This is a genomic window from Castellaniella sp. FW104-7C03 (assembly GCF_040276085.1).
Lineage (GTDB): Bacteria > Pseudomonadota > Gammaproteobacteria > Burkholderiales > Burkholderiaceae_B > Castellaniella.
In genome coordinates, this window is record NZ_JBELOK010000009.1 from 40,710 (window position 1) to 59,569 (window position 18,860).

The 18,860-nt window shown below is 57.2% G+C and carries 20 protein-coding genes; 12 read left to right on the plus strand and 8 right to left on the minus strand.

All coding sequences use genetic code 11. The features are described from left to right. Window positions 1–256 precede the first annotated feature (256 nt). Window positions 257–1,165 carry a LysR family transcriptional regulator gene (locus ABS758_RS11525; RefSeq protein WP_350382996.1) on the minus strand — a complete coding sequence of 303 codons (909 nt, stop codon included), beginning with the start codon at window positions 1,163–1,165 and terminating at the stop codon, window positions 257–259. A 110-nt stretch (window positions 1,166–1,275) separates the two neighbouring features. Here ABS758_RS11525 and ABS758_RS11530 point away from each other — a divergent pair, with 110 nt between their 5' ends. The 3 genes from ABS758_RS11530 (at window position 1,276) to ABS758_RS11540 (ending at window position 4,498) form a co-directional block, all read left to right on the plus strand. Further along, on the plus strand, window positions 1,276–2,442 hold the full coding sequence (locus tag ABS758_RS11530) for a mandelate racemase/muconate lactonizing enzyme family protein (protein WP_350382995.1): 1,167 nt from the start codon (window positions 1,276–1,278) through the stop codon (window positions 2,440–2,442). An 84-nt stretch (window positions 2,443–2,526) separates the two neighbouring features. Next, window positions 2,527–3,798 carry a M20 family metallopeptidase gene (locus ABS758_RS11535; protein ID WP_350382994.1) on the plus strand — a complete coding sequence of 424 codons (1,272 nt, stop codon included), beginning with the start codon at window positions 2,527–2,529 and terminating at the stop codon, window positions 3,796–3,798. Between the two features lie 22 nt (window positions 3,799–3,820). Further along, window positions 3,821–4,498: a trimeric intracellular cation channel family protein gene (locus tag ABS758_RS11540; RefSeq protein ID WP_350382992.1), complete on the plus strand. Its 678-nt coding sequence runs from the start codon at window positions 3,821–3,823 to the stop codon at window positions 4,496–4,498. Window positions 4,499–4,510: 12 nt separating this feature from the next. Here the strand turns inward: ABS758_RS11540 and ABS758_RS11545 are convergent, their stop codons facing one another. Both ABS758_RS11545 and ABS758_RS11550 read right to left on the minus strand, forming a co-directional pair. Then, window positions 4,511–5,977 carry a sodium:solute symporter family protein gene (locus ABS758_RS11545; protein ID WP_350382990.1) on the minus strand — a complete coding sequence of 489 codons (1,467 nt, stop codon included), beginning with the start codon at window positions 5,975–5,977 and terminating at the stop codon, window positions 4,511–4,513. Further along, the gene (locus tag ABS758_RS11550) at window positions 5,974–6,159 is read right to left on the minus strand and encodes a hypothetical protein (protein WP_350382989.1); all 186 of its coding nucleotides are present in this window, start codon (window positions 6,157–6,159) and stop codon (window positions 5,974–5,976) included. Before ABS758_RS11550 ends, ABS758_RS11545 begins: the two co-directional genes overlap by 4 nt. A gap of 276 nt (window positions 6,160–6,435) precedes the next feature. Between ABS758_RS11550 and ABS758_RS11555 the strand changes: the two genes are divergently transcribed. The 3 genes from ABS758_RS11555 to ABS758_RS11565 all read left to right on the plus strand — a co-directional run bounded on the left by ABS758_RS11555 (window position 6,436) and on the right by ABS758_RS11565 (window position 7,544). Next, window positions 6,436–6,600 (plus strand): hypothetical protein, encoded by a 165-nt coding sequence (locus ABS758_RS11555; RefSeq protein WP_350389088.1) that lies wholly within the window; start codon window positions 6,436–6,438, stop codon window positions 6,598–6,600. Between the two features lie 224 nt (window positions 6,601–6,824). After that, window positions 6,825–7,265, plus strand: a complete 441-nt coding sequence (locus ABS758_RS11560; RefSeq protein ID WP_350382987.1) for a BON domain-containing protein — start codon at window positions 6,825–6,827, stop codon at window positions 7,263–7,265. Window positions 7,266–7,346: 81 nt separating this feature from the next. Then, window positions 7,347–7,544 (plus strand): CsbD family protein, encoded by a 198-nt coding sequence (locus ABS758_RS11565; protein ID WP_350382985.1) that lies wholly within the window; start codon window positions 7,347–7,349, stop codon window positions 7,542–7,544. Between the two features lie 30 nt (window positions 7,545–7,574). Here the strand turns inward: ABS758_RS11565 and ABS758_RS11570 are convergent, their stop codons facing one another. The 3 genes from ABS758_RS11570 to ABS758_RS11580 all read right to left on the minus strand — a co-directional run bounded on the left by ABS758_RS11570 (window position 7,575) and on the right by ABS758_RS11580 (window position 10,962). Continuing rightward, entirely contained in the window at window positions 7,575–9,041 is a 1,467-nt protein-coding gene (locus tag ABS758_RS11570; protein ID WP_350383071.1) for an MFS transporter, read from the minus strand. Between the two features lie 153 nt (window positions 9,042–9,194). After that, on the minus strand, window positions 9,195–9,575 hold the full coding sequence (gene trxA, locus ABS758_RS11575) for a thioredoxin (protein ID WP_350382984.1): 381 nt from the start codon (window positions 9,573–9,575) through the stop codon (window positions 9,195–9,197). A 94-nt stretch (window positions 9,576–9,669) separates the two neighbouring features. Further along, window positions 9,670–10,962 (minus strand): NCS2 family permease, encoded by a 1,293-nt coding sequence (locus ABS758_RS11580; RefSeq protein WP_350382981.1) that lies wholly within the window; start codon window positions 10,960–10,962, stop codon window positions 9,670–9,672. Window positions 10,963–11,068: 106 nt separating this feature from the next. Between ABS758_RS11580 and tsaD the strand changes: the two genes are divergently transcribed. Next, entirely contained in the window at window positions 11,069–12,118 is a 1,050-nt protein-coding gene (gene tsaD, locus ABS758_RS11585) for a tRNA (adenosine(37)-N6)-threonylcarbamoyltransferase complex transferase subunit TsaD (RefSeq protein ID WP_350382979.1), read from the plus strand. Here the strand turns inward: tsaD and plsY are convergent. Beyond that, entirely contained in the window at window positions 12,115–12,762 is a 648-nt protein-coding gene (gene plsY / locus ABS758_RS11590; RefSeq protein ID WP_350382977.1) for a glycerol-3-phosphate 1-O-acyltransferase PlsY, read from the minus strand. The two genes, tsaD and plsY, sit on opposite strands and share 4 nt — an antisense overlap. A 136-nt stretch (window positions 12,763–12,898) precedes the next feature. Between plsY and surE the strand changes: the two genes are divergently transcribed. From surE to rlmD, 5 genes are read left to right on the plus strand one after another with little or no spacing between them, the layout of a single operon-like run. Next, entirely contained in the window at window positions 12,899–13,648 is a 750-nt protein-coding gene (surE, locus tag ABS758_RS11595; RefSeq protein ID WP_350382974.1) for a 5'/3'-nucleotidase SurE, read from the plus strand. After that, complete coding sequence (locus ABS758_RS11600) at window positions 13,641–14,471, plus strand: protein-L-isoaspartate(D-aspartate) O-methyltransferase (RefSeq protein WP_350382972.1); 831 nt, start codon at window positions 13,641–13,643, stop codon at window positions 14,469–14,471. The genes surE and ABS758_RS11600 overlap by 8 nt, the downstream gene beginning before the upstream one ends. Window positions 14,472–14,484: 13 nt before the next feature. Next, window positions 14,485–15,294 (plus strand): peptidoglycan DD-metalloendopeptidase family protein, encoded by an 810-nt coding sequence (locus ABS758_RS11605; RefSeq protein ID WP_350382971.1) that lies wholly within the window; start codon window positions 14,485–14,487, stop codon window positions 15,292–15,294. After that, complete coding sequence (locus ABS758_RS11610; RefSeq protein ID WP_350382969.1) at window positions 15,291–16,070, plus strand: 3'-5' exonuclease; 780 nt, start codon at window positions 15,291–15,293, stop codon at window positions 16,068–16,070. The genes ABS758_RS11605 and ABS758_RS11610 overlap by 4 nt, the downstream gene beginning before the upstream one ends. Then, entirely contained in the window at window positions 16,063–17,385 is a 1,323-nt protein-coding gene (gene rlmD / locus ABS758_RS11615; protein ID WP_492304506.1) for a 23S rRNA (uracil(1939)-C(5))-methyltransferase RlmD, read from the plus strand. Before ABS758_RS11610 ends, rlmD begins: the two co-directional genes overlap by 8 nt. 13 nt (window positions 17,386–17,398) lie before the next feature. On the opposite strand, the gene argH is transcribed toward rlmD, so the two are convergent. After that, a complete protein-coding gene (gene argH, locus ABS758_RS11620) occupies window positions 17,399–18,826 on the minus strand; it encodes an argininosuccinate lyase (protein WP_350382967.1) in 1,428 nt (475 codons plus the stop codon). Between the last annotated feature and the right edge of the window lie 34 nt (window positions 18,827–18,860).

Genomic DNA, 18,860 nt, shown 5'->3' on the forward strand with positions numbered 1-18,860 from the left:
ACCTTTCGACAGGCATCGAAACGCCCCGTATTCAGCCATGCAGCCCCCGGCATTGCCACGCAGGCTCCGGTATTTCTGAGCGGGCATCCCAGATGGGTATTTTTGATGGTATTGGCGAAGCCTAGCAGAAGATTACCCAATTAAATCAATGCTTTTCACCAGCAAACAATCATTGAGTGGGAATGATTTGTGGCCTGGCACAGCCGGGCCAGCGGTGCCGCGATTCCATTGCTGATACGTAAATCGACGGGAAAACCTACATGCCACAGCTGATGCTGGAGACAGTATCCCAGAATTTTTCTGCGGTTTCGTTGATCTTGCCCCGATCTCTATAGAGCCGTATTTGCAACGGTATGCGCCAACTTAGAGGGCCGATGCCTGCCAATCGGCCAGTGGCAAGTTCATCGGCGATCAAGGACTGGGGCAACCACGCTATCCCACGACCAGTAAGGACCATTGGCTTGAGTACGGAAGCAAGGTGTGCCTTGAATACCGTCTGGGTGGACAAGTGCTCCATCTGAGGCGCCAGGACGGTTTGCATGATACGGCCGATGCCCGATTCTGCGCTGTAATGCAATAAATGTATCGGGCGGGACGTGTCGTTTGCACGATGATAGGCCTGTCCTTTTTCGTCTGTCGACGACACAGGAATGAGTGTGTCAGTCCCAAGCTGAATGGACGGATAGCCTGCGGATTCAAGCGCCCCTTCGACGTCCGAATGCGCGTGGCTGAGCACAAAGTGAACCTTTCCTTGGAGCATCAGGGCTTCGCAGCGTTGCAGCATGTCCGAGACGCACTGTATGGCGCCGACGGGTCGTTGCGATTCAAGGCTGCGAAGCCAGTTGGGCATAAAGGTGAAAGAAAGCGTATGAGTTGCGGCAAACAGCAGGATTGTTGATGATGACTCTTCGATGGCCTGTGCTTCGCCGGGCAGGCTGGCGACGCGTGCAAGCAGATCTTGGGCAACCTTGCGGAACCATTCACCAGTTTCAGTCAAGGTCGTTGCTTGCGTGCCGCGATTAAAAAGATCAGTGCCCAGCCATTCTTCGAGTGCCCGGATCCGGCGGCCAAATGCAGGTTGGGTCATATGGCGCAGCTCGGCGGCACGCGAGAAGTTTTTGGTCAGTGCCAAAGCCAGGAAGTCGTCGAGCCAGGAGAGATTCATATCAGTGCTTTGAAAGCATAACGTGGGAGAAAAATAGCATTGGCCGTGAACGGCGATAGCGCAGATCATAACGACACTTAGCTTAATGATATTTCACATAGGAGCCGTCAGTGAAAATCGTCAATATTATTGAAAAAACACTGCCAATAAGTTCGCCCATCCGAAACGCGTATATCGATTTCAGCAAAATGAACCTGAGTCTGGTTGCGGTCGTCACCGACGTCATCCGCACTGGGAAACCCGTTATTGGCTATGGCTTCAATTCCAATGGCCGCTACGGTCAAGGCAAGCTGATGCGCGACCGTTTCATTCCAAGGATACTAGAAGCGGATCCCGCGTCACTGCTTGATGCCAGCGGCAATAACCTGGATCCACATAAAATTTGGGATGTGATGTTCACCAATGAAAAACCTGGTGGCCATGGTGAACGTTCAGTGGCAATCGGTACGATAGACATGGCTGTCTGGGATGCGGTCGCAAAAATCGAAGATAAACCGTTATTTCAATTACTGGCCGACCGCTATGGCAATGGGCAGGTCAATAAAAAGGTATTTGTCTACGCCGCAGGCGGGTACTACTACCCCGGACAAGATCATGACAAGCTTAAAGACGAAATGCGTAGCTATCTTGATCGTGGCTATACCGTGGTCAAGAAAAAAATCGGAGGCGCTTCGTTGGATGAAGACCTTCGCCGTATCGACGCCATCCTGAGTGTGTTGCAAAATGGGCAGAGGCTTTGCGTCGATGCTAACGGCCGCTTCGACCTGGACACCGCAATCGCTTATGCCAAGGCGCTGTCCCAATATGATCTGTTCTGGTACGAAGAGCCGGGCGATCCTCTCGATTTTGAACTTCAAGCTGTGTTGCGTAGTTATTACAAGAACCCAATGGCAACAGGCGAGAATTTATTTTCAATGCAGGATGCGCGTAACCTGATCCGCTACGGCGGTATGCGCCCGGATCAGGATTGGCTGCAGTTTGATTGTGCGTTGAGCTACGGGCTGGTCGAGTACCTGCGCACACTGGATATGCTAAAAGAGCACGGCTGGTCTGCCAGCCGTTGCATACCACATGGCGGGCACCAGATGTCGCTGAATATTGCTGCCGGATTGGGGCTGGGCGGTAACGAATCGTACCCCGATCTCTTCCAGCCGTTCGGCGGCTTCCCAGATGGCGTTGTCGTCGAAAACAGCTACATCACCATGCCTGAGCTGCCCGGTATCGGTTTCGAGGGAAAAGCAGATCTGTATCGAGTTATGCAATCCCTTTTGGCCTAGCTCATCGCACCCGATACCCACTTTGATAGGCGTACTATCTTGTTTATCGTCTGTGATTGATATTATGACTGGAGGCTAGTTGTGATGGGTGCAAATCAAAACAGTGATAAAGAGGATCTGCTGGCCAGGTTAACCGGCCTACTTCCAGAGCTCGAACACATCTACACAGACATCCACGCGCACCCCGAGCTCTCGATGCAAGAGGTGCGTACTGCGGCTCTGGTGGCCAAGCGCCTGCAGCAGGCGGGTTTTGAAGTAACAGCAGGCATGGGTAAAACCGGGGTGGTTGGGTTGCTGAAAAACGGTGACGGCCCTGTGGTGATGCTGCGCGCTGACATGGATGCGTTACCCATCCAGGAAGCCACAGGGGTGCCGTACGCCAGCAAGGTCAGCGCGCCAGATGCAGAAGGCCATATCGTGCCGGTCATGCACGCCTGCGGCCACGACATGCACGTCACGTGGCTGCTGGGCGCAGCGGTACTGCTTGCGCAAACCCGCGCGGCCTGGAAAGGCACGGTGATGGCAGTCTTCCAGCCTGCCGAAGAAACCGCAGCCGGCGCACAGGCGATGATCGACGATGGTCTTTTCAAGCGCTTCCCCAAGCCCGAAGTGGTTCTGGGACAGCACGTGATGGTGGGCCCGGCAGGGGCTCTGGGTGGGCGCGTAGGCACCATCACCTCCGCCGCTGACAGCTTTCAGATCCGGCTCTTTGGGCGGGGTGCACACGGATCCATGCCTCAGGCAAGCATCGACCCCGTGGTGATGGCCGCGTCTGTGGTGCTGCGGCTCCAGACCATCGTCGCGCGCGAGCTGGCACCCTCCGAGGCTGCTGTGGTCACCGTGGGGGCACTACAGGCGGGTACCAAAGAGAATGTGATTCCGGACGAAGCGATCATCAAGCTTAATGTGCGCACCTTTGATGAGGGCGTACGGGCACGGGTGTTGGCCGCCATCACCCGCATTGTCAACGCCGAAGCAGCTGCTTCGGGAGCGCCCACTCCACCCGAAATCACTCCGCTCGATCGGTATCCGATGGCGTCCAATGACGAAGAGGCCACCGAGCGCCTGGGCGCTGTTTTCCGGGCACACTTTTCAGCGGAGCGTGTCCACCAGGTGGGGCCAGCGTCCGCCAGTGAAGACTTCGGCTCGTTTGGCAGCCAATGGGGCGTGCCATCGGTCTTCTGGTTCGTCGGTGGCACAGACCCCGATGTCTATGCCAAGGCGAAAGCAGCCAACCGTATCAATGAGATCCCCAGCAATCACAGCCCGCGATTTTTGCCCGTTTTGCATCCAACACTGGAAACGGGCGTAGAGGCCATGGTGGTGGCTGCCCACGCGTGGCTTTCCGCTGGCTGATTACTTGGTGGATTCCATTGCCATGCTGCCCATTCCCCATGCCTTGCTTTTGGTGCTGGACCTTGGCGGCACCTTCGTGTTTGCCATCAGCGGCGCCATGGTGGCGGTGAGGCACCGGCTGGATGTTTTGGGCGTTCTGGTGCTGGCTTTTGTAACAGGCAACGTAGGTGGCATGACACGCGATGTGCTGATCGGTGCGGTGCCGCCCGCAGCCATTGCAGACTGGGCGTATCTGGCAGTGTCTGTGGCGGCGGGACTGATCACCTTCCTGTGGTATCCCGTCACTGATCGGTTGCGCACCCATATGTTGTGGTTTGATGCTGTCGGCCTGGCGTTTTTTGCCGTCTCGGGGGCAGAAAAGGCGTTGGTCTACGGGATTTCGCCCGCCATGGCGGCCATTTTAGGCATGCTGACGGGTGTGGGCGGGGGCATGCTCAGAGACATTCTGGTGACAGAAATACCTGTGGTCTTGCGCGCAGATCTCTATGCATTTGCCGCACTTGCCGGCGCTGCCGTGGTGGTGGGTGGCCACCTGCTGGAGGTGTCACCTGTGATGACCACGGCGGTGGGCGGCATACTGTGCTTCGGACTTCGCTTCCTGGCTATACGCCGCGGCTGGCACCTTCCTGCTGTCAATACACGGCGAGGTCAGGCAAGCGAGCTTCAATCCAAAGACCACCCGCACGACAAGGCACCTTAAGCAATCGCGCCATTAGCCCGCGTTGGCACGGGCAATAAACTCGTCTGCGCGGGCCTCCGGTGCCCGAGTAAGCACGCTGACCCCTACAAAAAGCCCAATAGAGATGGGCAGCACCCAGACACCAGCCGATAAATCCAGGGGGCGTAAACCACTGGCGAACAAAAACAAGACTGCTGCGCTACCGCCCAAGATGCTCCACAAGGCACCGGCTGCTGTACCGCGCCGCCAGAAAAATGCACCCATGATGGCAGGCACCACTACAGCCAGGCCGGTAGATGCGGCGACTGACAAGACCGCAATCAGGTTAAGTTGCAGTTCGGCAAACACCCAGGCCAAGGCGGCCACCACAGCCAGCACGAATTTGCCAAAGCGTAGCTGGCGCGCATCATCCTGATGCCCTGCTGCGTGTGAATAGACATCACGCGAGAGCATCGAGGACAAGGTAAGCATGATGGAATCGATGGTGGAGATGGCTGCGGCCAAAATGCCAATCATGACAACCTCAGCCAGCAGGGGCGGGATGATATCGGACGCCAGCAGGCTGGGGGTGGCCAGATCAGCCTTCTCCAGGCCCGGAAGCGCCAACAAGGCACCAAATCCCCAGGTAACCGATACCAGGGTATAGATCAGGCCAAAGCATAAAAAGCCAATCAGCATGCGCCGCAAGGCAGATAAGGACTTGGGCATGAATAGCCGTTGGCTAACCTGCGGGTTGGATAAGCTAAAGAAAAACCAGGGCAGTGTCAGCCCTAAGAACGTGGCAAAAGAAAAGAACCCAGGACCCGGCACCGTAAGCACATTGCCCTTAACTTCGGAGAGCTGGCTGAACATGGCACTGGGGCCTCCCAGGTGCTGCACCACCAACCAGGCCACAGCCGAGGCTGAGACCAGCATAAAGGCTGCTTGCAGGGCATCAGTCCACATGACCGAGCGCATGCCTGCGATGTATGAGAACACCAGGGCCACTACAGTGGCAAAAACAGTGCCCGTGGTGAAACTGATGGCACCGTTGCTCATCCCCGCCAGCAGATATCCAACGCCAGCCAGCTGAACCGCTGCATAGGGGATAAGAAACAGGCAGTTGCTTAAGGCAGTAGAGACCGCCACCGCGCGGCTTTGATAGCGATGGCCCAGCATTTCGCTGGGGGTGATGAAATCATAGGCCTTACCCACACGCCAGAAACGCGGGCCAAAGACGGCAACCAGCGAAACCCCAACAAAATAAACGATCTCGAAGCCGTACGCCCCGATACCCGCTTTATAGGTGAGGCCAGCCAAGCCTACCATCATGAAGGCACTATATGTGGTGGCGCTATAGCTTAGCGCTGAGACAAAGCCGCCAAAGCGCCGGGCACCCAGAAAGTAGCCCGACATGCTGACTTGCCGGCCATTGGTGGTTTCATCGCGCGACAGCCACGCCACGGCAATTGACACCACAAGGTAAACCGCTACACCCAACCAGATTGCTATCGGGTTCATTTGTCCTGCTCCCGAAAGCCTTGGGTGGCCAGGACATTGCAGATAATCACCAGCACGCCGGCGGCGGACCAGAACATAAAGCTGCCGTACCAGGCATTGACCTGGTCCAACACCCAGTACGGGACGACGTAGCACAGGATGGCCAACAGCCAGACGCAGGCCAGACTAAGTTTTCTTACCATGATGGTTTATATACGAGACCTCAGGGTATTGATGCTAGCAGTTTCTGCAGCCTATGGTATTGAGATCAGAGTGTGGCACCAATTTCTGCTTAGCCAACGTAGGCAGCATAGCGCATGTGTTTGCCGGTTGTGCCTGAAGACAGGCATAAATGGCCTTTAAGAATCAGATACATGCAAGGCATCATTTAGTGTATTCAATCTGATTTTGTGGCGTTACCATGGAAGCAGACAGTGAGCTGTCGTTACCCACATCAACCTTGAGACGAGAACAAAGCCATGGTCACCCAAAACAAGCAACCCCCCCGGCAAGAAACGCCGCAGGATATTGAGGACATGCTGGATGAAGCCAGTATCGAATCTTTTCCCGCCAGCGATCCGCCCGCATGGATTTCGGGTGGGCACGATACCCCGCACCCGGATAAAAAAACCTCTGAAGATTAAATCTCATATGTATGGCGCTTCGGCGCCTTTTTTTGCTTTTTGATTATTTGCTTGAATTATTCAAATCAAGATTTTTTCACAGATAAATGTTACAGAATTAATATCTTAATTTCTCTGTATAGGCCTAGAAAATATTACCAATATTCTCTTCTTCAGTAGCATTTTGTATTCACGAACTTCAGGTTTTCGATGCTAGCTTAGGGTCAACCCTAGGTCACGTTCTCATGAGCATTCAGAATGTGCCCAAGGCCCCTGATGATGAACAGTGTGCTTATCTCGGCTCATTAAAACTGTTCAAAGTACTAGGAGAAAGCCATATGAAGAAATCTGCAATCGCTTCCAATATCGTTTTAGCTACCGCGTTGGGCTTTGGCTCGCAGGCTGGTGTGCTGGCGGCTGAGCAAAACACCAACGCTGATCAGTCAGCCACAGCGGCGGAAGCAGTCAGCGATGCCTGGATCACCACCAAGATCAAAACTCAGCTGGCGACCACCAAGGATCTCTCCAGCACGGATGTATCCGTGGAAACCAATAATGGGGTCGCGACGCTTACTGGCACAGTACCCAGTGAAATCGAAATCAAAAAAGCCGAAGCAGTTGCCAGCAGTACAAAAGGTGTGCAAAAGGTGGATATTTCCGGCCTGAAAGTTAAGGCTTCCAATTAAGCACTGGCTGTTTTCTAGGCCCGCACAATTATCCTGGTCAAGGAAAACCGCATGTATTTTTAATAACCCCTGGAGCACAAAATGAATCGAGACACAATCAAAGGTCAATGGAAACAGCTCTCTGGCAAAATCAAAGCCAAGTGGGGCAAGCTTACCGATGATGATATCGATGTCGCCGAAGGTAATTTTGAATACCTGGTAGGCAAGGTACAAGAGCGTTACGGCATGGCACGCGACGAGGCTGAAAAAGAAGTCAGGGAATTCAATCGCATGCCTTAAGCATCTCCGCAGCCTGATCCCGTGGAGGGCTCAGGCTGCGGTCTGATAAATGGCCTTGCCAGACCTGCGGCGATCCCGCAGGTCTTTGTACGCAAAGGCCAGCGCAATCAGCACCACGGCCGTGATCACGCAGAACCCGACAACCGTGGCAACAGGCCAGGAAAACCGGTCGAGCGTAAAAAACACGGCAGCGGTAATCATGGCGATACCCACCGAAGTGCCAATACGTTGGCCAGTTTGCATGATGGCACCCGAGCTTCCCGCGTAGTCCAGCGGGACGTCCATCAGCGTCAGGGCCTGGTTGGGACTGATCACGGAACCCTGTGCAAGGCCGATAAAGGACAAACTCAGCAGCAGCCACCAGGGGCTGGCATATCCATAGGCCTGCAGCACAATCACCAGCATACTAAGCAACAGCCCTACCAGCGCCAGCAGAAGGCCGCCAATGACGATTCTGCGGCCGTACTTCATGACACGGCGGCCGGCCCAGTCGGCCGCCCAGGACGAGAGCAGGGCGGCGGGAATCCCGAACATGCCTGATTCCAGGGCACTGAGCCCCAGCCCCTCCTGGACATACAAAGCAACCAGCACCCAGATGCTGGTTGTGCCCAGAAAGTAGAGCGCCATGATGGTTACCCCGTTGCTGAAGCTGGCAGTAGAGAAAATTTCCAGATTCACCATCGGACTATGGCCTTGTCGGGCGGTGTGACGCTCCCAGAGCACCCAAAGCCATGTCAGGATGCCTGCCAGTGGCAGTAACGTCCAGGTAATGGGCGCAGTACGCGATTCGACAAACGGATATAAAAACGCAAGCACGGCGAGGCCCAGCAGTAAAGATCCGACAGGATCCAGCGATCGCCAGCCGTCTTTCCGATTGCGGATAGCCGCCCTGTTGCTGGGATCATCCGCCGCCGTTGCACGCAAGAGGAGGCTGCCCGGACGACTAAACAGGGGGCGGGGAAACCACTTGAGCGCCAAAATGATCACTGCAATACCAAAGGGCACATTAACCAAAAAGGTCAGACGCCAGCCCAGATGCAGGCCACCCAGCTCAATCAGTAAGCCGCCCAACGCCGGCCCTACAGCAACAGAAAACCCAACGACCGTCCCAAAATACCCAAAGGCCCGACCGCGTTCTTCACCCCGAAAATATTGCTGGATCATCCCCAGACCCTGCGGGTTGAGCAGGCCCGACCCTACACCTTGCACAAAACGTGCGCCATTGAGCCAATCAGCATCAGGTGCCAGACCGGCAGCAATGGAAGCCAGCGTGAAGATGACCACACCCACCACAAAAAGGCCGCCGCGCCCCATAAGATCGCCGGCACGGCCTGCAGCCACCAGTACCACACCAAACGTCAGGGCATAGCCGGACAACACCCATTGCACATCCGACTGGGAGGCATCAAGGGCGATGTGGATGGAGGGCAGGGCAACATTGACGATACTGACGCCAATGAGCGACATGAAGATGGTTGTGAGCAGGACGGCGAGGATTCGCCAGCGGTCGGGATCGGGCCTGGGCGCTTTACGAGGCCGTGAAGGGGGAGGAGATGCTTGGCGGCCCGATCGCGAGAGAAGAGGTGTCATTAGCCGAATCGTACACTGTGGCGCGCTGTTTGGCAGCATGCGCCACAGTGGATGCGGCAGTTAGTGCGTGGTTGAAGAGGCTTTTTCCTGCTCAGCGATCTGGGCATGTACCTGCGACATGTCAACCGCCTTGACCTGGGTGATGAGTTCTTCGAGCTGTGACGCAGCCAGGGCGCCAGCCTGCTGAAACAGCAGCACGTTTTCGCGAAACACCATCAAGGTGGGGATTGAGCGGATGCGCAGCGCTGCGGCAAGCTCTTGCTGCTCTTCGGTGTTGATCTTGGCAAAGGTTACATCAGAGTGCTTTTCGGCCGCTGCCTCGAAGGTGGGCGCAAATTGGCGGCATGGGCCGCACCAAGGTGCCCAGAGATCGATGATTAGGGGCTGGTCGGCCTTGGTGGCCTCTTGGAAGGTATCCTGGGTGAGTTCAATGATGCTCATGCGGGCTCCTGTCTGTGGCGGGGCGGCAAAAGGCCGCCCACCGGATTACAGATCATATGGGGACAGTGTACCTGCCCTGCAAGGCCTGTCGGCCTTAGCCTGGAAACAAGGCGTATTTGATGACAAACAAAATGGCAACCAGCAAGGTGGCAGGGTGGATGTCGCGGAAGCGGCCCGCAAGCGCCTTGATGACGACATAGCTGATGAAACCAAATGCCAGACCATTGGCAATGGAGTAGGTAAGCGGCATGGCCACTGCAGCAATGGCTGCCGGTACGGATTCGGTGATGTCATCCCATTGCACGTCAACCAGCTCGCGCAGCATCAGGCAGGCCACATACAGCAGTGCGGGTGCGGTGGCATAGGCCGGTACAACCGCGGCCAGTGGCGATAAAAACAGCGCCAGCAAAAACAGGATCCCGATGACCAGCGCGGTCATGCCGGTGCGGCCACCTGCCTGCACACCGGAGGCGCTTTCGATGTACGCCGTGGTGCTGCTGGTACCCAGGAAAGATCCGGCCACAATGGCGCAGCTATCAGACAGCAGGGCACGCCCCAAGCGGCCTGGATTGTTGGGCTTGATGAGACCCGCCCGAGTGGCAATGCCGATCATGGTGCCCGTGGCGTCAAAGACTTCAACCAGCACGAACACAAGAATAATGTGAAAGAACCCTGTGTTCAGCACTCCCATCACATCCAGTTGGAAGAAGGTAGGATCCAGGCTGGGTGGTGCAGAAAAAATCCCTTGGTACTGGCTAAGCCCCGTAACGATGGAGAGCAGGGTGATTGCCAGGATCCCGATCAGGATGGCACCGCGTACCTTGAGCGCACCCAGTGCTGCGATGATGAAAAACCCAAAAATGGCAAACAGGGTGCCGGTGTGGGTAAGGTCTCCAAGGCCCACCATGGTGGCCGGGTTAGGCACCACGATACCGGCTGTTTTCAGGGCAATAATCCCTAAAAACAAGCCTATCCCGGCTGCGATGGCGGCCCTTAATGACGCCGGTATCCCCGCTACCAGCCATTCTCTGGCCCCGGTGACAGTAAGGATCACAAACACCACGCCGGAGATAAACACGGCGCCCAGTGCCTGCTGCCACGAGTACCCCATCTGGGCAACCACGGTAAATGCAAAGAACGCATTTAGGCCCATCCCTGGTGCCATACCGATAGGCCAGTTAGCCACAAAGGCCATAATCAAGCAGCCCACTGCTGCGGCTACGCATGTGGCGACAAACACAGAACCCTTATCCATCCCTGTGCTGGACAGGATGTCGGGGTTCACGAACACGATGTAGGACATCGTTAAAAACGTGGTTAGGCCGGCCAGAATTTCGGTACGGGCTGTGGTGCCGTGTTCCTGAAGCTTAAACAGCTTTTCGAACATGATGAAATCCCCTCGAGTAGCAGGTGTAACACCTGAATATTGTGTGTAACGACGCCATTCTATAGCCGGTGATTCGGTTTTGTGAACCGCTGTACACTGGCGGCCTATGTTGATCATCGGATTTGAAAGTTCTTGCGACGAAACCGGCGTGGCCATTGCCTGCACGCAACGTGGCCTGCTGGCACATGCGCTTTACAGCCAGATTGCCATGCACCGCGAGTATGGCGGCGTCGTCCCCGAACTCGCTTCGCGTGATCACATTCGGCGTATTGTGCCCCTGACGCGAGAAGTGCTGCAGCAGGCACACGTCAAACCAGACGAACTCAACGCAGTGGCTTACACAGCCGGGCCAGGCCTGGCCGGCGCACTGTTGGTTGGTGCAAGCTTTGCGCGTTCATTTGCGTGGGCGCAGGGCCTGCCGGCCATCGCCATCCACCACCTCGAAGGGCATTTGCTATCACCTCTGCTGGCCGATGAAGTGCCCGCCTTTCCATTTGTCGCCTTGCTGGTGTCCGGCGGCCATACACAGTTGATGCAGGTTGATGGCGTCGGACGTTATCGCCTGCTGGGTGAAACGCTGGATGACGCAGCCGGAGAAGCATTTGATAAAAGTGCCAAGCTCCTGGGCCTGGGCTACCCAGGTGGCCCCGAGCTCTCGCGTTTGGCACAACAAGGGGACCCACGTGCATTCACGCTGCCGCGTCCGATGTTGCACAGCGGTGATCTCGACTTCAGCTTCAGCGGCCTTAAAACCGCTGTTATGACGCAAATGCGTAAATTGCACGCAGCGGGCGAAGATACGGATATTCAGCAACGAGCCAATCTGGCTGCCGCCACCGAAACAGCGATAGTGGACGTACTGGCGGCAAAGTCTTTGCAAGCCTTGAAGCAGACGGGTCTTAAAACCCTGGTGGTGGCCGGCGGTGTTGGGGCAAATCGCCATCTGCGGGCACATCTGCAGACAGCGTTATCCAAAATGGGTGGGCAGGTATTTTTTCCGCCCATGCATTTGTGCACGGACAACGGTGCCATGATTGCCTGGGCTGCCGCTTTGCGGGTGCAGGCCGGTTTGGTGGATCTGTCGGACGTGCAAGAGGCCAGCTTTGCCGTGCGCCCCCGATGGGATCTGCAGGACGTGTGCGTACCGGCCGCCTAGCCTATTTTTTTCTTGGCACCAATACGGTTTTCTTTGCCGGCCATCAGGCGCACGATATTATCGCGGTGGCGGGCCAGCAGCAGCCCGCTGATCACCACAATCACCGAGGCCGTCAGTGCGTCCATGCGCCAGGCAACGCCGCCGCCCAATATGTAATAAAACGGTGCGAAGATCGCCGCAATGATGGCCGCCAGAGATGAATAGCGGGTGACGACCGCCACAATCATCCAGGTAAGTGCAGTCGCCAGCGCCAACCACGGTTGCAGGGCCAGCAGTACGCCCAGGGCCGTCGCCACCCCTTTACCGCCCCGAAAGCGCAAAAACACCGGGTATACATGCCCCAGGAAAGCACCCAAGCCGGCCAGCGGCAGTGCGGCATCAGGCAGCCACCCGCGGCCGACTGCCCACGCAGCCAGGACCACTGCGGCCCAGCCCTTGGCTGCATCCCCCAGCAGGGTAAGCAGCGCAGCCAGTTTATTGCCGCCTCGCAGCACGTTGGTGGCGCCGGGGTTGCCAGAGCCAAAGCTGCGGGGGTCGCGCAGACCCAGCAGGTGGCTGACCACCACCGCGAAGGAGACTGACCCCATCAGATAGCCAATGAGCAGAGCGGGAATAATGCCGGCAAAAAAGTAAAGTTGAATCATGATGGGCAAGGCTCTGCTGTGTTGAAAATGAGAATGGGGGCCATTCTATAGCTGCCTGGCCATATTCGCCATCCGTTCGGGGGATATCCCCGAGTACAATTCGCACCATCTGGTTGCAGGCAGGAAATAAAAACCCATGCGGATTTTGGTTACCAACGATGATGGCTACAACGCGGCAGGGATCGAGGCCCTGGTAGAGACCGTACGCCCATTTGGCGAGACAGTGGTGGTGGCGCCCGAAACCAACTGCAGCGGGGCCTCCAATTCGCTCTCGCTGCGCCGCCCCTTATCTGTCCGACAAGCGGCCAACGGCTTTTATTTCATTAACGGCACTCCGTCGGATTGCGTGCATATTGCGCTCACGGGCCTGTTGGATTTTCAGCCGGATTTATTGGTATCGGGCATCAACAATGGTGCCAACCTGGGTGAAGACACCTTGTATTCGGGGACCGTGGCGGCCGCATCCGAGGGGTTTCTCTTTGGTGTGCCATCCATCGCATTCTCGCTGGTAGAGCGCGACTGGCGGCATCTGGATACGGCTACTCAGGTTGCCCACGAACTGATCAAGCGATTTAAAGAGCAACCCTGGCAACAGCCGCTGCTGCTGAACGTCAATATTCCTGCCTTGCCCTATAGCCAGCTATCGGGTTTTCGGCCTACGCGGCTCGGGCGCCGACATCCCTCCGAACCCGTGATCCGCAGCACCACGCCATACGGTGAATCTGTTTACTGGATCGGGCCTGTGGGCCAACCGCTGGATGGGGGTGAAGATACGGATTTTGGTGCAATCCAGGATCGTGCCGTGTCTCTCACCCCCTTGCGGCTGGATCTCAGTGATCACACGCAGGTACAGGCAGTGGCCCACTGGATGCAAGCGCATGACTAAATCACGCTCTCCTTCCAACCCAGCCGCGCAAACCCGGCGCAGCCCGGTACGCAGTGCCACGCTGGGCCCGGGATACTCGGTGGCCAACAGCAATACGCGGATTTTGGGGCCAACCGGGCCAGCCGGCCCCGTGTCAGCACGTGTCTTGCCCGGCAATAAAACGGTGGCAACAAGCAATCTGGGGCTTAATTCTGATCGCCTGAGAACACAAATGGTGCGCCGGCTGCGTGAGCAGGGAATCAGCGACGAGCGGATCCTGGCAGCGATGCAAGGTGTTGCAAGACATGATTTTGTGGATCAAGGTTTAGCCAGTCGTGCCTACGAAGATGCCGCGCTGCCGATCGGATACGGACAAACGATCTCTCAGCCTTGGGTAGTGGCCTACATGCTGGCCGTGATGAGCGAGGGCCGTAATCCCCAGAAAGTACTGGAAATTGGCGCTGGCTGCGGATATCAGGCAGCTGTGCTGGCGCAGTTTGTGCCCGAAGTCTATGCTGTCGAACGCATTCGCGGCCTGTACGATCAGGCACGGCTCAATCTCTCGCACGGGCGCCCACGCAGCCGTGTGCGGTTATCATTTGGGGATGGGATGCAGGGCCTGGAACACCGGGCCCCCTTTGATGGCATTGTCGTTGCTGCGGCGGGGGTTAAAATCCCTGAGATTCTGCTGCATCAATTGGCAGTGGGGGCGCGGTTGATCGCCCCTGAAGGTGCGGCAAACCAAAGGCTTATTCTTTTCGAGCGCACAGGGGCTGCTTCGTGGCACCGGGTAGAGCTCGAAGATGTTCGATTTGTACCGCTGCGTCCAGGGACGCAGACCTAAGTAGGAGATCCATATGCTCGATGGGACGCTGGTGACAGATGCTCCGTTCACCCGATCGCCACGCACCGGGCGCGTGCTGGTGTGGGCTGTTTTGTTCTCTGCAGCGCTGTTGTCGGGCTGCGCATCACGGTCACAACGTGCGCCGGTGGCAGATCACTCCAGTGTTACTTCCAGCACATCGGCGGCGGCGAAAGGCACATATGTGGTCAGGGCAGGCGATACCTTATACAAAATTGCCCAGGCACACGGCATGGAAGTCTCCCGTCTGGCATCACTTAACAATATCTCCGACCCCAGCCAGCTGGCCATCGGTCAGGTACTGCGCCTGGATGGCAATACTCCCAAGCCCAGTAGCGCCACGCCGGTGGCTACGCCTGTACCGGCGCAAACCATAGAATCCAGCCCCACTGAAGCTGCGGCGCCGGTGGATGCCTCACCCTCCCGTGCCAGCGACGCCAATGTTGTCACCTGGGGCTGGCCGGCAACTGGCAAGGTCATCTCAGGCTTTAACGACAACACCAAGGGTATCGATATCGAAGGCGCCATTGGCGCCCCCGTCGTGGCTGCCGCCAGTGGCAAAGTGATGTATGCCGGTAATGGTGTGCGTGGGCTCGGCAACCTGATTTTGCTGGGTCACAGCGATGGTTTCATTACCGCATACGCACACAATCAGACGCTGCTGGTCAAAACGGGCGAAACTGTCAAAAAAGGCGCAAAAATCGCTACTGTGGGCCAAACCGACACCACTTCACCACGGCTGCACTTCGAAATCCGACGTCGGGGTAAACCGGTCAACCCGCTGTCCTACCTGCCACCACGATGATTCCAGCACTGGTCTTCGATCTCGAAACCATCCCGGATGCCCGGGGGCTGCGTCGGCTTAATCCACAGTGGGCAAGCCTGCCAGACGCAGAGTTAATCGAAACTGCCCTGGCCGAACGCCGGGAAACCCACGGCAACGATTTTCTGCCACTGCACTTGCAGCAGGTGGCAGTGGTGGGTTGCGCGTTTCGTGACGACACCGGGTTTCGAGTGCGCACCATCGGGCAGGCAGACGACTCCGAGGCCACCCTGATATCCGGCTTCTTCAAGACAATTGGGCATTACACGCCTACGCTGATCAGCTGGAATGGCTCGGGCTTTGATCTCCCGGTGTTGCACTATCGAAGCCTGATTCACGGTGTTGCAGCCCCACGCTATTGGGATACCGGAGAAGACGATCGCGATTTCCGGTTCAACAACTACCTTAATCGCTACCATACCCGCCATGTCGATCTCATGGATGTGCTGGCCAAGTTCAACGGCCGCGCCAATGCGCCATTGGATCAGCTGGCCAAGCTGTGCGGGTTTCCCGGCAAGCTGGATATGGATGGCGGGCAAGTCTGGCAAGCGTGGCATGCGGGCGAGCGTGAGCATGTGCGCAACTACTGCGAAACCGATGTCGTGAATACCTGGCTGGTGTACTGCCGTTACCGGCTGATCAAAGGCGAGCTCGATACTCAATCCTACGAAGCCGAGTTGCAACTGGTGCGCGACACCTTGACTGCGCTGGATGCGCCCCACTGGAAAGAATTTCTGTCTGCCTGGACATATGCCTGACGCTATTTTGTATCCCCTTGAGATCGAATCGCTGGATCTTGAAGGGCAGGGGATTGCCCACCACGAGGGCAAAGTTGTCTTTGTTGAGGGCGCATTGCCCTCCGAGCGAGTACTGGCACACATTACCCGACGCAAACCTTCGTTTGACAAGGCCCGCATCGAGCGCGTGCTGCGGCCGTCTTCTCAAAGAACTACGCCACCATGCCCGCACTTTGGCGTGTGTGGTGGTTGTGCCATGCAACACCTCGAGCCTGCTGCACAGTTGGCCATCAAACAGCGCGCCCTCGAAGACGCCCTGCAGCACATTGGCAAGGTGAAGCCTCAGCAGATCCTGCCTGCCCTGCAAGGGCCTACTTGGGGCTATCGCTACCGGGCCCGTTTGTCGGTACGTTACGTCGCCAAGAAAGGCGGCGTACTGGTGGGATTTCGCGAGCGTGGCCGCAGCTACGTCGCAGACATGCGCGAATGCCGGGTATTACCGCCGCATGTCTCCCAACTGTTGATGCCACTACGCGGCCTGGTGCAAGGCTTGTCTTGCCCCGATCGTATCCCTCAAATCGAAGTGGCTGTGGGCGACGAGGCCACGGTGCTGTGCCTGCGCCACATGGAAGCCCTGACCGACAGCGATATTGCGCACTTGCACCAGTTTGCGATCAAACACAACATTGTCTGGTGGCTGCAGCCCAAGGGGCCCGAAACCGCCCACCCCCTGAATCCGGATGATATCGACGCGCTGGCCTATGCGTTGCCGGCGTACGGTTTGCGCATGCATTATCGCCCCGCCGATTTCACGCAGGTCAACCCTGCCATCAATCAGGCCCTGATCTCTCGTGCCTTGGCCTTATTGCAACTTCAGCCCACTGATCGGGTAGCCGATTTGTTTTGCGGGCTGGGTAACTTCAGCTTGCCTCTCGCCACACAGGTGCGTGAGGTTCTGGGTATCGAAGGCAGCTCAACCCTGGTGGCGCGCGCCCGCGAGGATGCAGCACGACAAGGTCTGGAAAACCGCACCCGGTTTACCGAGCTCAACCTTTTTGAGGTGGATGACAACTGGCTGCGCGGGCTTGGCCACTTTGACGCAATGCTGATAGACCCGCCGCGCGAGGGTGCCATGGCACTGGCGGAGGCCCTGGCCACCCTGACACCGTCCGAGCGGCCGCGCCGGGTGGTGTATGTGTCGTGCAATCCGGCCACGCTGGCCCGCGATGCCGGCATCCTGCATCACCAGGGCGGCTGGCGCCTGGCTGCCGCCGGCGCCGTCAATATGTTTCCACATACGGCGCATGTGGAGTCGATTGCGGTTTTCGAACCTTAGATCAATCAGGCCATCAATCCGGCATGGCCTGGCCTTTGCCATCCAGAATACGCTGCGCCTCGATGCGGACACGCTCGGGGGCAGTGCCACCGATGTGCTTGCGAGCCGCCACTGAGCCTTCCAGCGTCAGCACTCCAAAGACGTCGTCGCCGATGGACACGTGAAAGCCTTGGAGTTCGGCCAATGAAAGATCTGCCAGATCGCAGCCGCGCTGTTCGCAAGAACGGACAGCCAGTGCCACAGTTTCATGGGCGTCCCTGAAAGGCACCCCGCGTTTGACCAGATAATCTGCCAGATCAGTGGCTGTCGCATAGCCCTGCAGGGCGGCTGCACGCATGTTGTCGGCCTTGACCTGCACGCCACCCATCATGTCCACAAAGATCGTCAGCGTATCGCGAATCGTGTCTGCCGTATCAAACAGGCCCTCTTTGTCTTCCTGGTTATCTTTGTTATAGGCCAGCGGCTGGCCCTTCATCAGGGTAAACAAAGCCATCAGGTGGCCATAAACACGGCCGGTTTTGCCTCGGGCCAGTTCGGGGACATCGGGATTTTTCTTTTGCGGCATGATCGAGCTGCCGGTACAAAAGCGGTCGGCCAGCACAATGAAACCCACCCGGGGGCTCATCCACAAGACGAGCTCTTCGGACAGGCGCGAGATGTGCATCATGATGAGTGCGGATGCCGAGCAGAACTCGATGGCGAAATCGCGGTCGGACACTGCATCCAGGGAATTGCGGCAGACATCATCAAACCCGAGAGTACGGGCTACGCGCTCGCGGTCGATGGGATAACTGGTACCGGCCAAGGCAGCAGCGCCCAGGGGCAGGCGATTGGTGCGTCGCCGGCAGTCGGCCAGGCGCTCGGCATCACGGCCAAACATCTCGGCATAAGCCAGCAGATGATGCCCGAAAGTAACCGGCTGAGCCACTTGCAAGTGGGTAAAGCCCGGCAAAATGGTATCGGCGTGTTCGAGTGCCAGTGAAGCCAGTCGCTGGCGCAGCTGTTGCAGCAAATCCAGCGCCTGATCAATCTGATCTCGTAGCCAAAGGCGGATATCCGTGGCTACCTGATCATTACGCGAACGGCCCGTGTGCAAGCGTTTGCCTGCATCTCCGATGAGTTCAACCAGGCGCTTTTCGATGTTGAGGTGAACGTCTTCGAGATCGAGCGACCACTGCAGCTGGTGGCTCTGGATTTCTTGCAGAATCTGCGCCATACCTCGCTGGATGTCGGCGAGGTCGGCGGCACTGATCACACCAACCGCTGCCAGCATATCGGCATGGGCCAGAGAGCCCTGAATATCAAAGACCGCCATACGTTGGTCGAAATTGACCGAACCGGTATAGCGCTTGACCAGATCGGACACGGGCTCTGAGAAGCGCGCCGACCAGGCCTGGGATTTGTTATCGAACTGATTGTGGGGAGACGTAGTATTGGGCATAGTGCTGAAATTATAGAGGAGGCAGACCTGCGCT

Coding starts and splice junctions, on each gene's coding strand:
- ABS758_RS11525 (WP_350382996.1), bottom strand. CDS start 1,165: ATGAATCTCTCCTGGCTCGACGACTTCCTGGCTTTGGCACTGACCAAA.
- ABS758_RS11535 (WP_350382994.1), top strand. CDS start 2,527: ATGGGTGCAAATCAAAACAGTGATAAAGAGGATCTGCTGGCCAGGTTA.
- ABS758_RS11540 (WP_350382992.1), top strand. CDS start 3,821: ATGCTGCCCATTCCCCATGCCTTGCTTTTGGTGCTGGACCTTGGCGGC.
- ABS758_RS11545 (WP_350382990.1), bottom strand. CDS start 5,977: ATGAACCCGATAGCAATCTGGTTGGGTGTAGCGGTTTACCTTGTGGTG.
- ABS758_RS11550 (WP_350382989.1), bottom strand. CDS start 6,159: ATGGTAAGAAAACTTAGTCTGGCCTGCGTCTGGCTGTTGGCCATCCTG.
- ABS758_RS11555 (WP_350389088.1), top strand. CDS start 6,436: ATGGTCACCCAAAACAAGCAACCCCCCCGGCAAGAAACGCCGCAGGAT.
- ABS758_RS11560 (WP_350382987.1), top strand. CDS start 6,825: ATGAGCATTCAGAATGTGCCCAAGGCCCCTGATGATGAACAGTGTGCT.
- ABS758_RS11565 (WP_350382985.1), top strand. CDS start 7,347: ATGAATCGAGACACAATCAAAGGTCAATGGAAACAGCTCTCTGGCAAA.
- trxA (WP_350382984.1), bottom strand. CDS start 9,575: ATGAGCATCATTGAACTCACCCAGGATACCTTCCAAGAGGCCACCAAG.
- ABS758_RS11580 (WP_350382981.1), bottom strand. CDS start 10,962: ATGTTCGAAAAGCTGTTTAAGCTTCAGGAACACGGCACCACAGCCCGT.
- tsaD (WP_350382979.1), top strand. CDS start 11,069: ATGTTGATCATCGGATTTGAAAGTTCTTGCGACGAAACCGGCGTGGCC.
- plsY (WP_350382977.1), bottom strand. CDS start 12,762: ATGATTCAACTTTACTTTTTTGCCGGCATTATTCCCGCTCTGCTCATT.
- surE (WP_350382974.1), top strand. CDS start 12,899: ATGCGGATTTTGGTTACCAACGATGATGGCTACAACGCGGCAGGGATC.
- ABS758_RS11600 (WP_350382972.1), top strand. CDS start 13,641: ATGACTAAATCACGCTCTCCTTCCAACCCAGCCGCGCAAACCCGGCGC.
- ABS758_RS11605 (WP_350382971.1), top strand. CDS start 14,485: ATGCTCGATGGGACGCTGGTGACAGATGCTCCGTTCACCCGATCGCCA.
- ABS758_RS11610 (WP_350382969.1), top strand. CDS start 15,291: ATGATTCCAGCACTGGTCTTCGATCTCGAAACCATCCCGGATGCCCGG.
- rlmD (WP_492304506.1), top strand. CDS start 16,063: ATGCCTGACGCTATTTTGTATCCCCTTGAGATCGAATCGCTGGATCTT.
- argH (WP_350382967.1), bottom strand. CDS start 18,826: ATGCCCAATACTACGTCTCCCCACAATCAGTTCGATAACAAATCCCAG.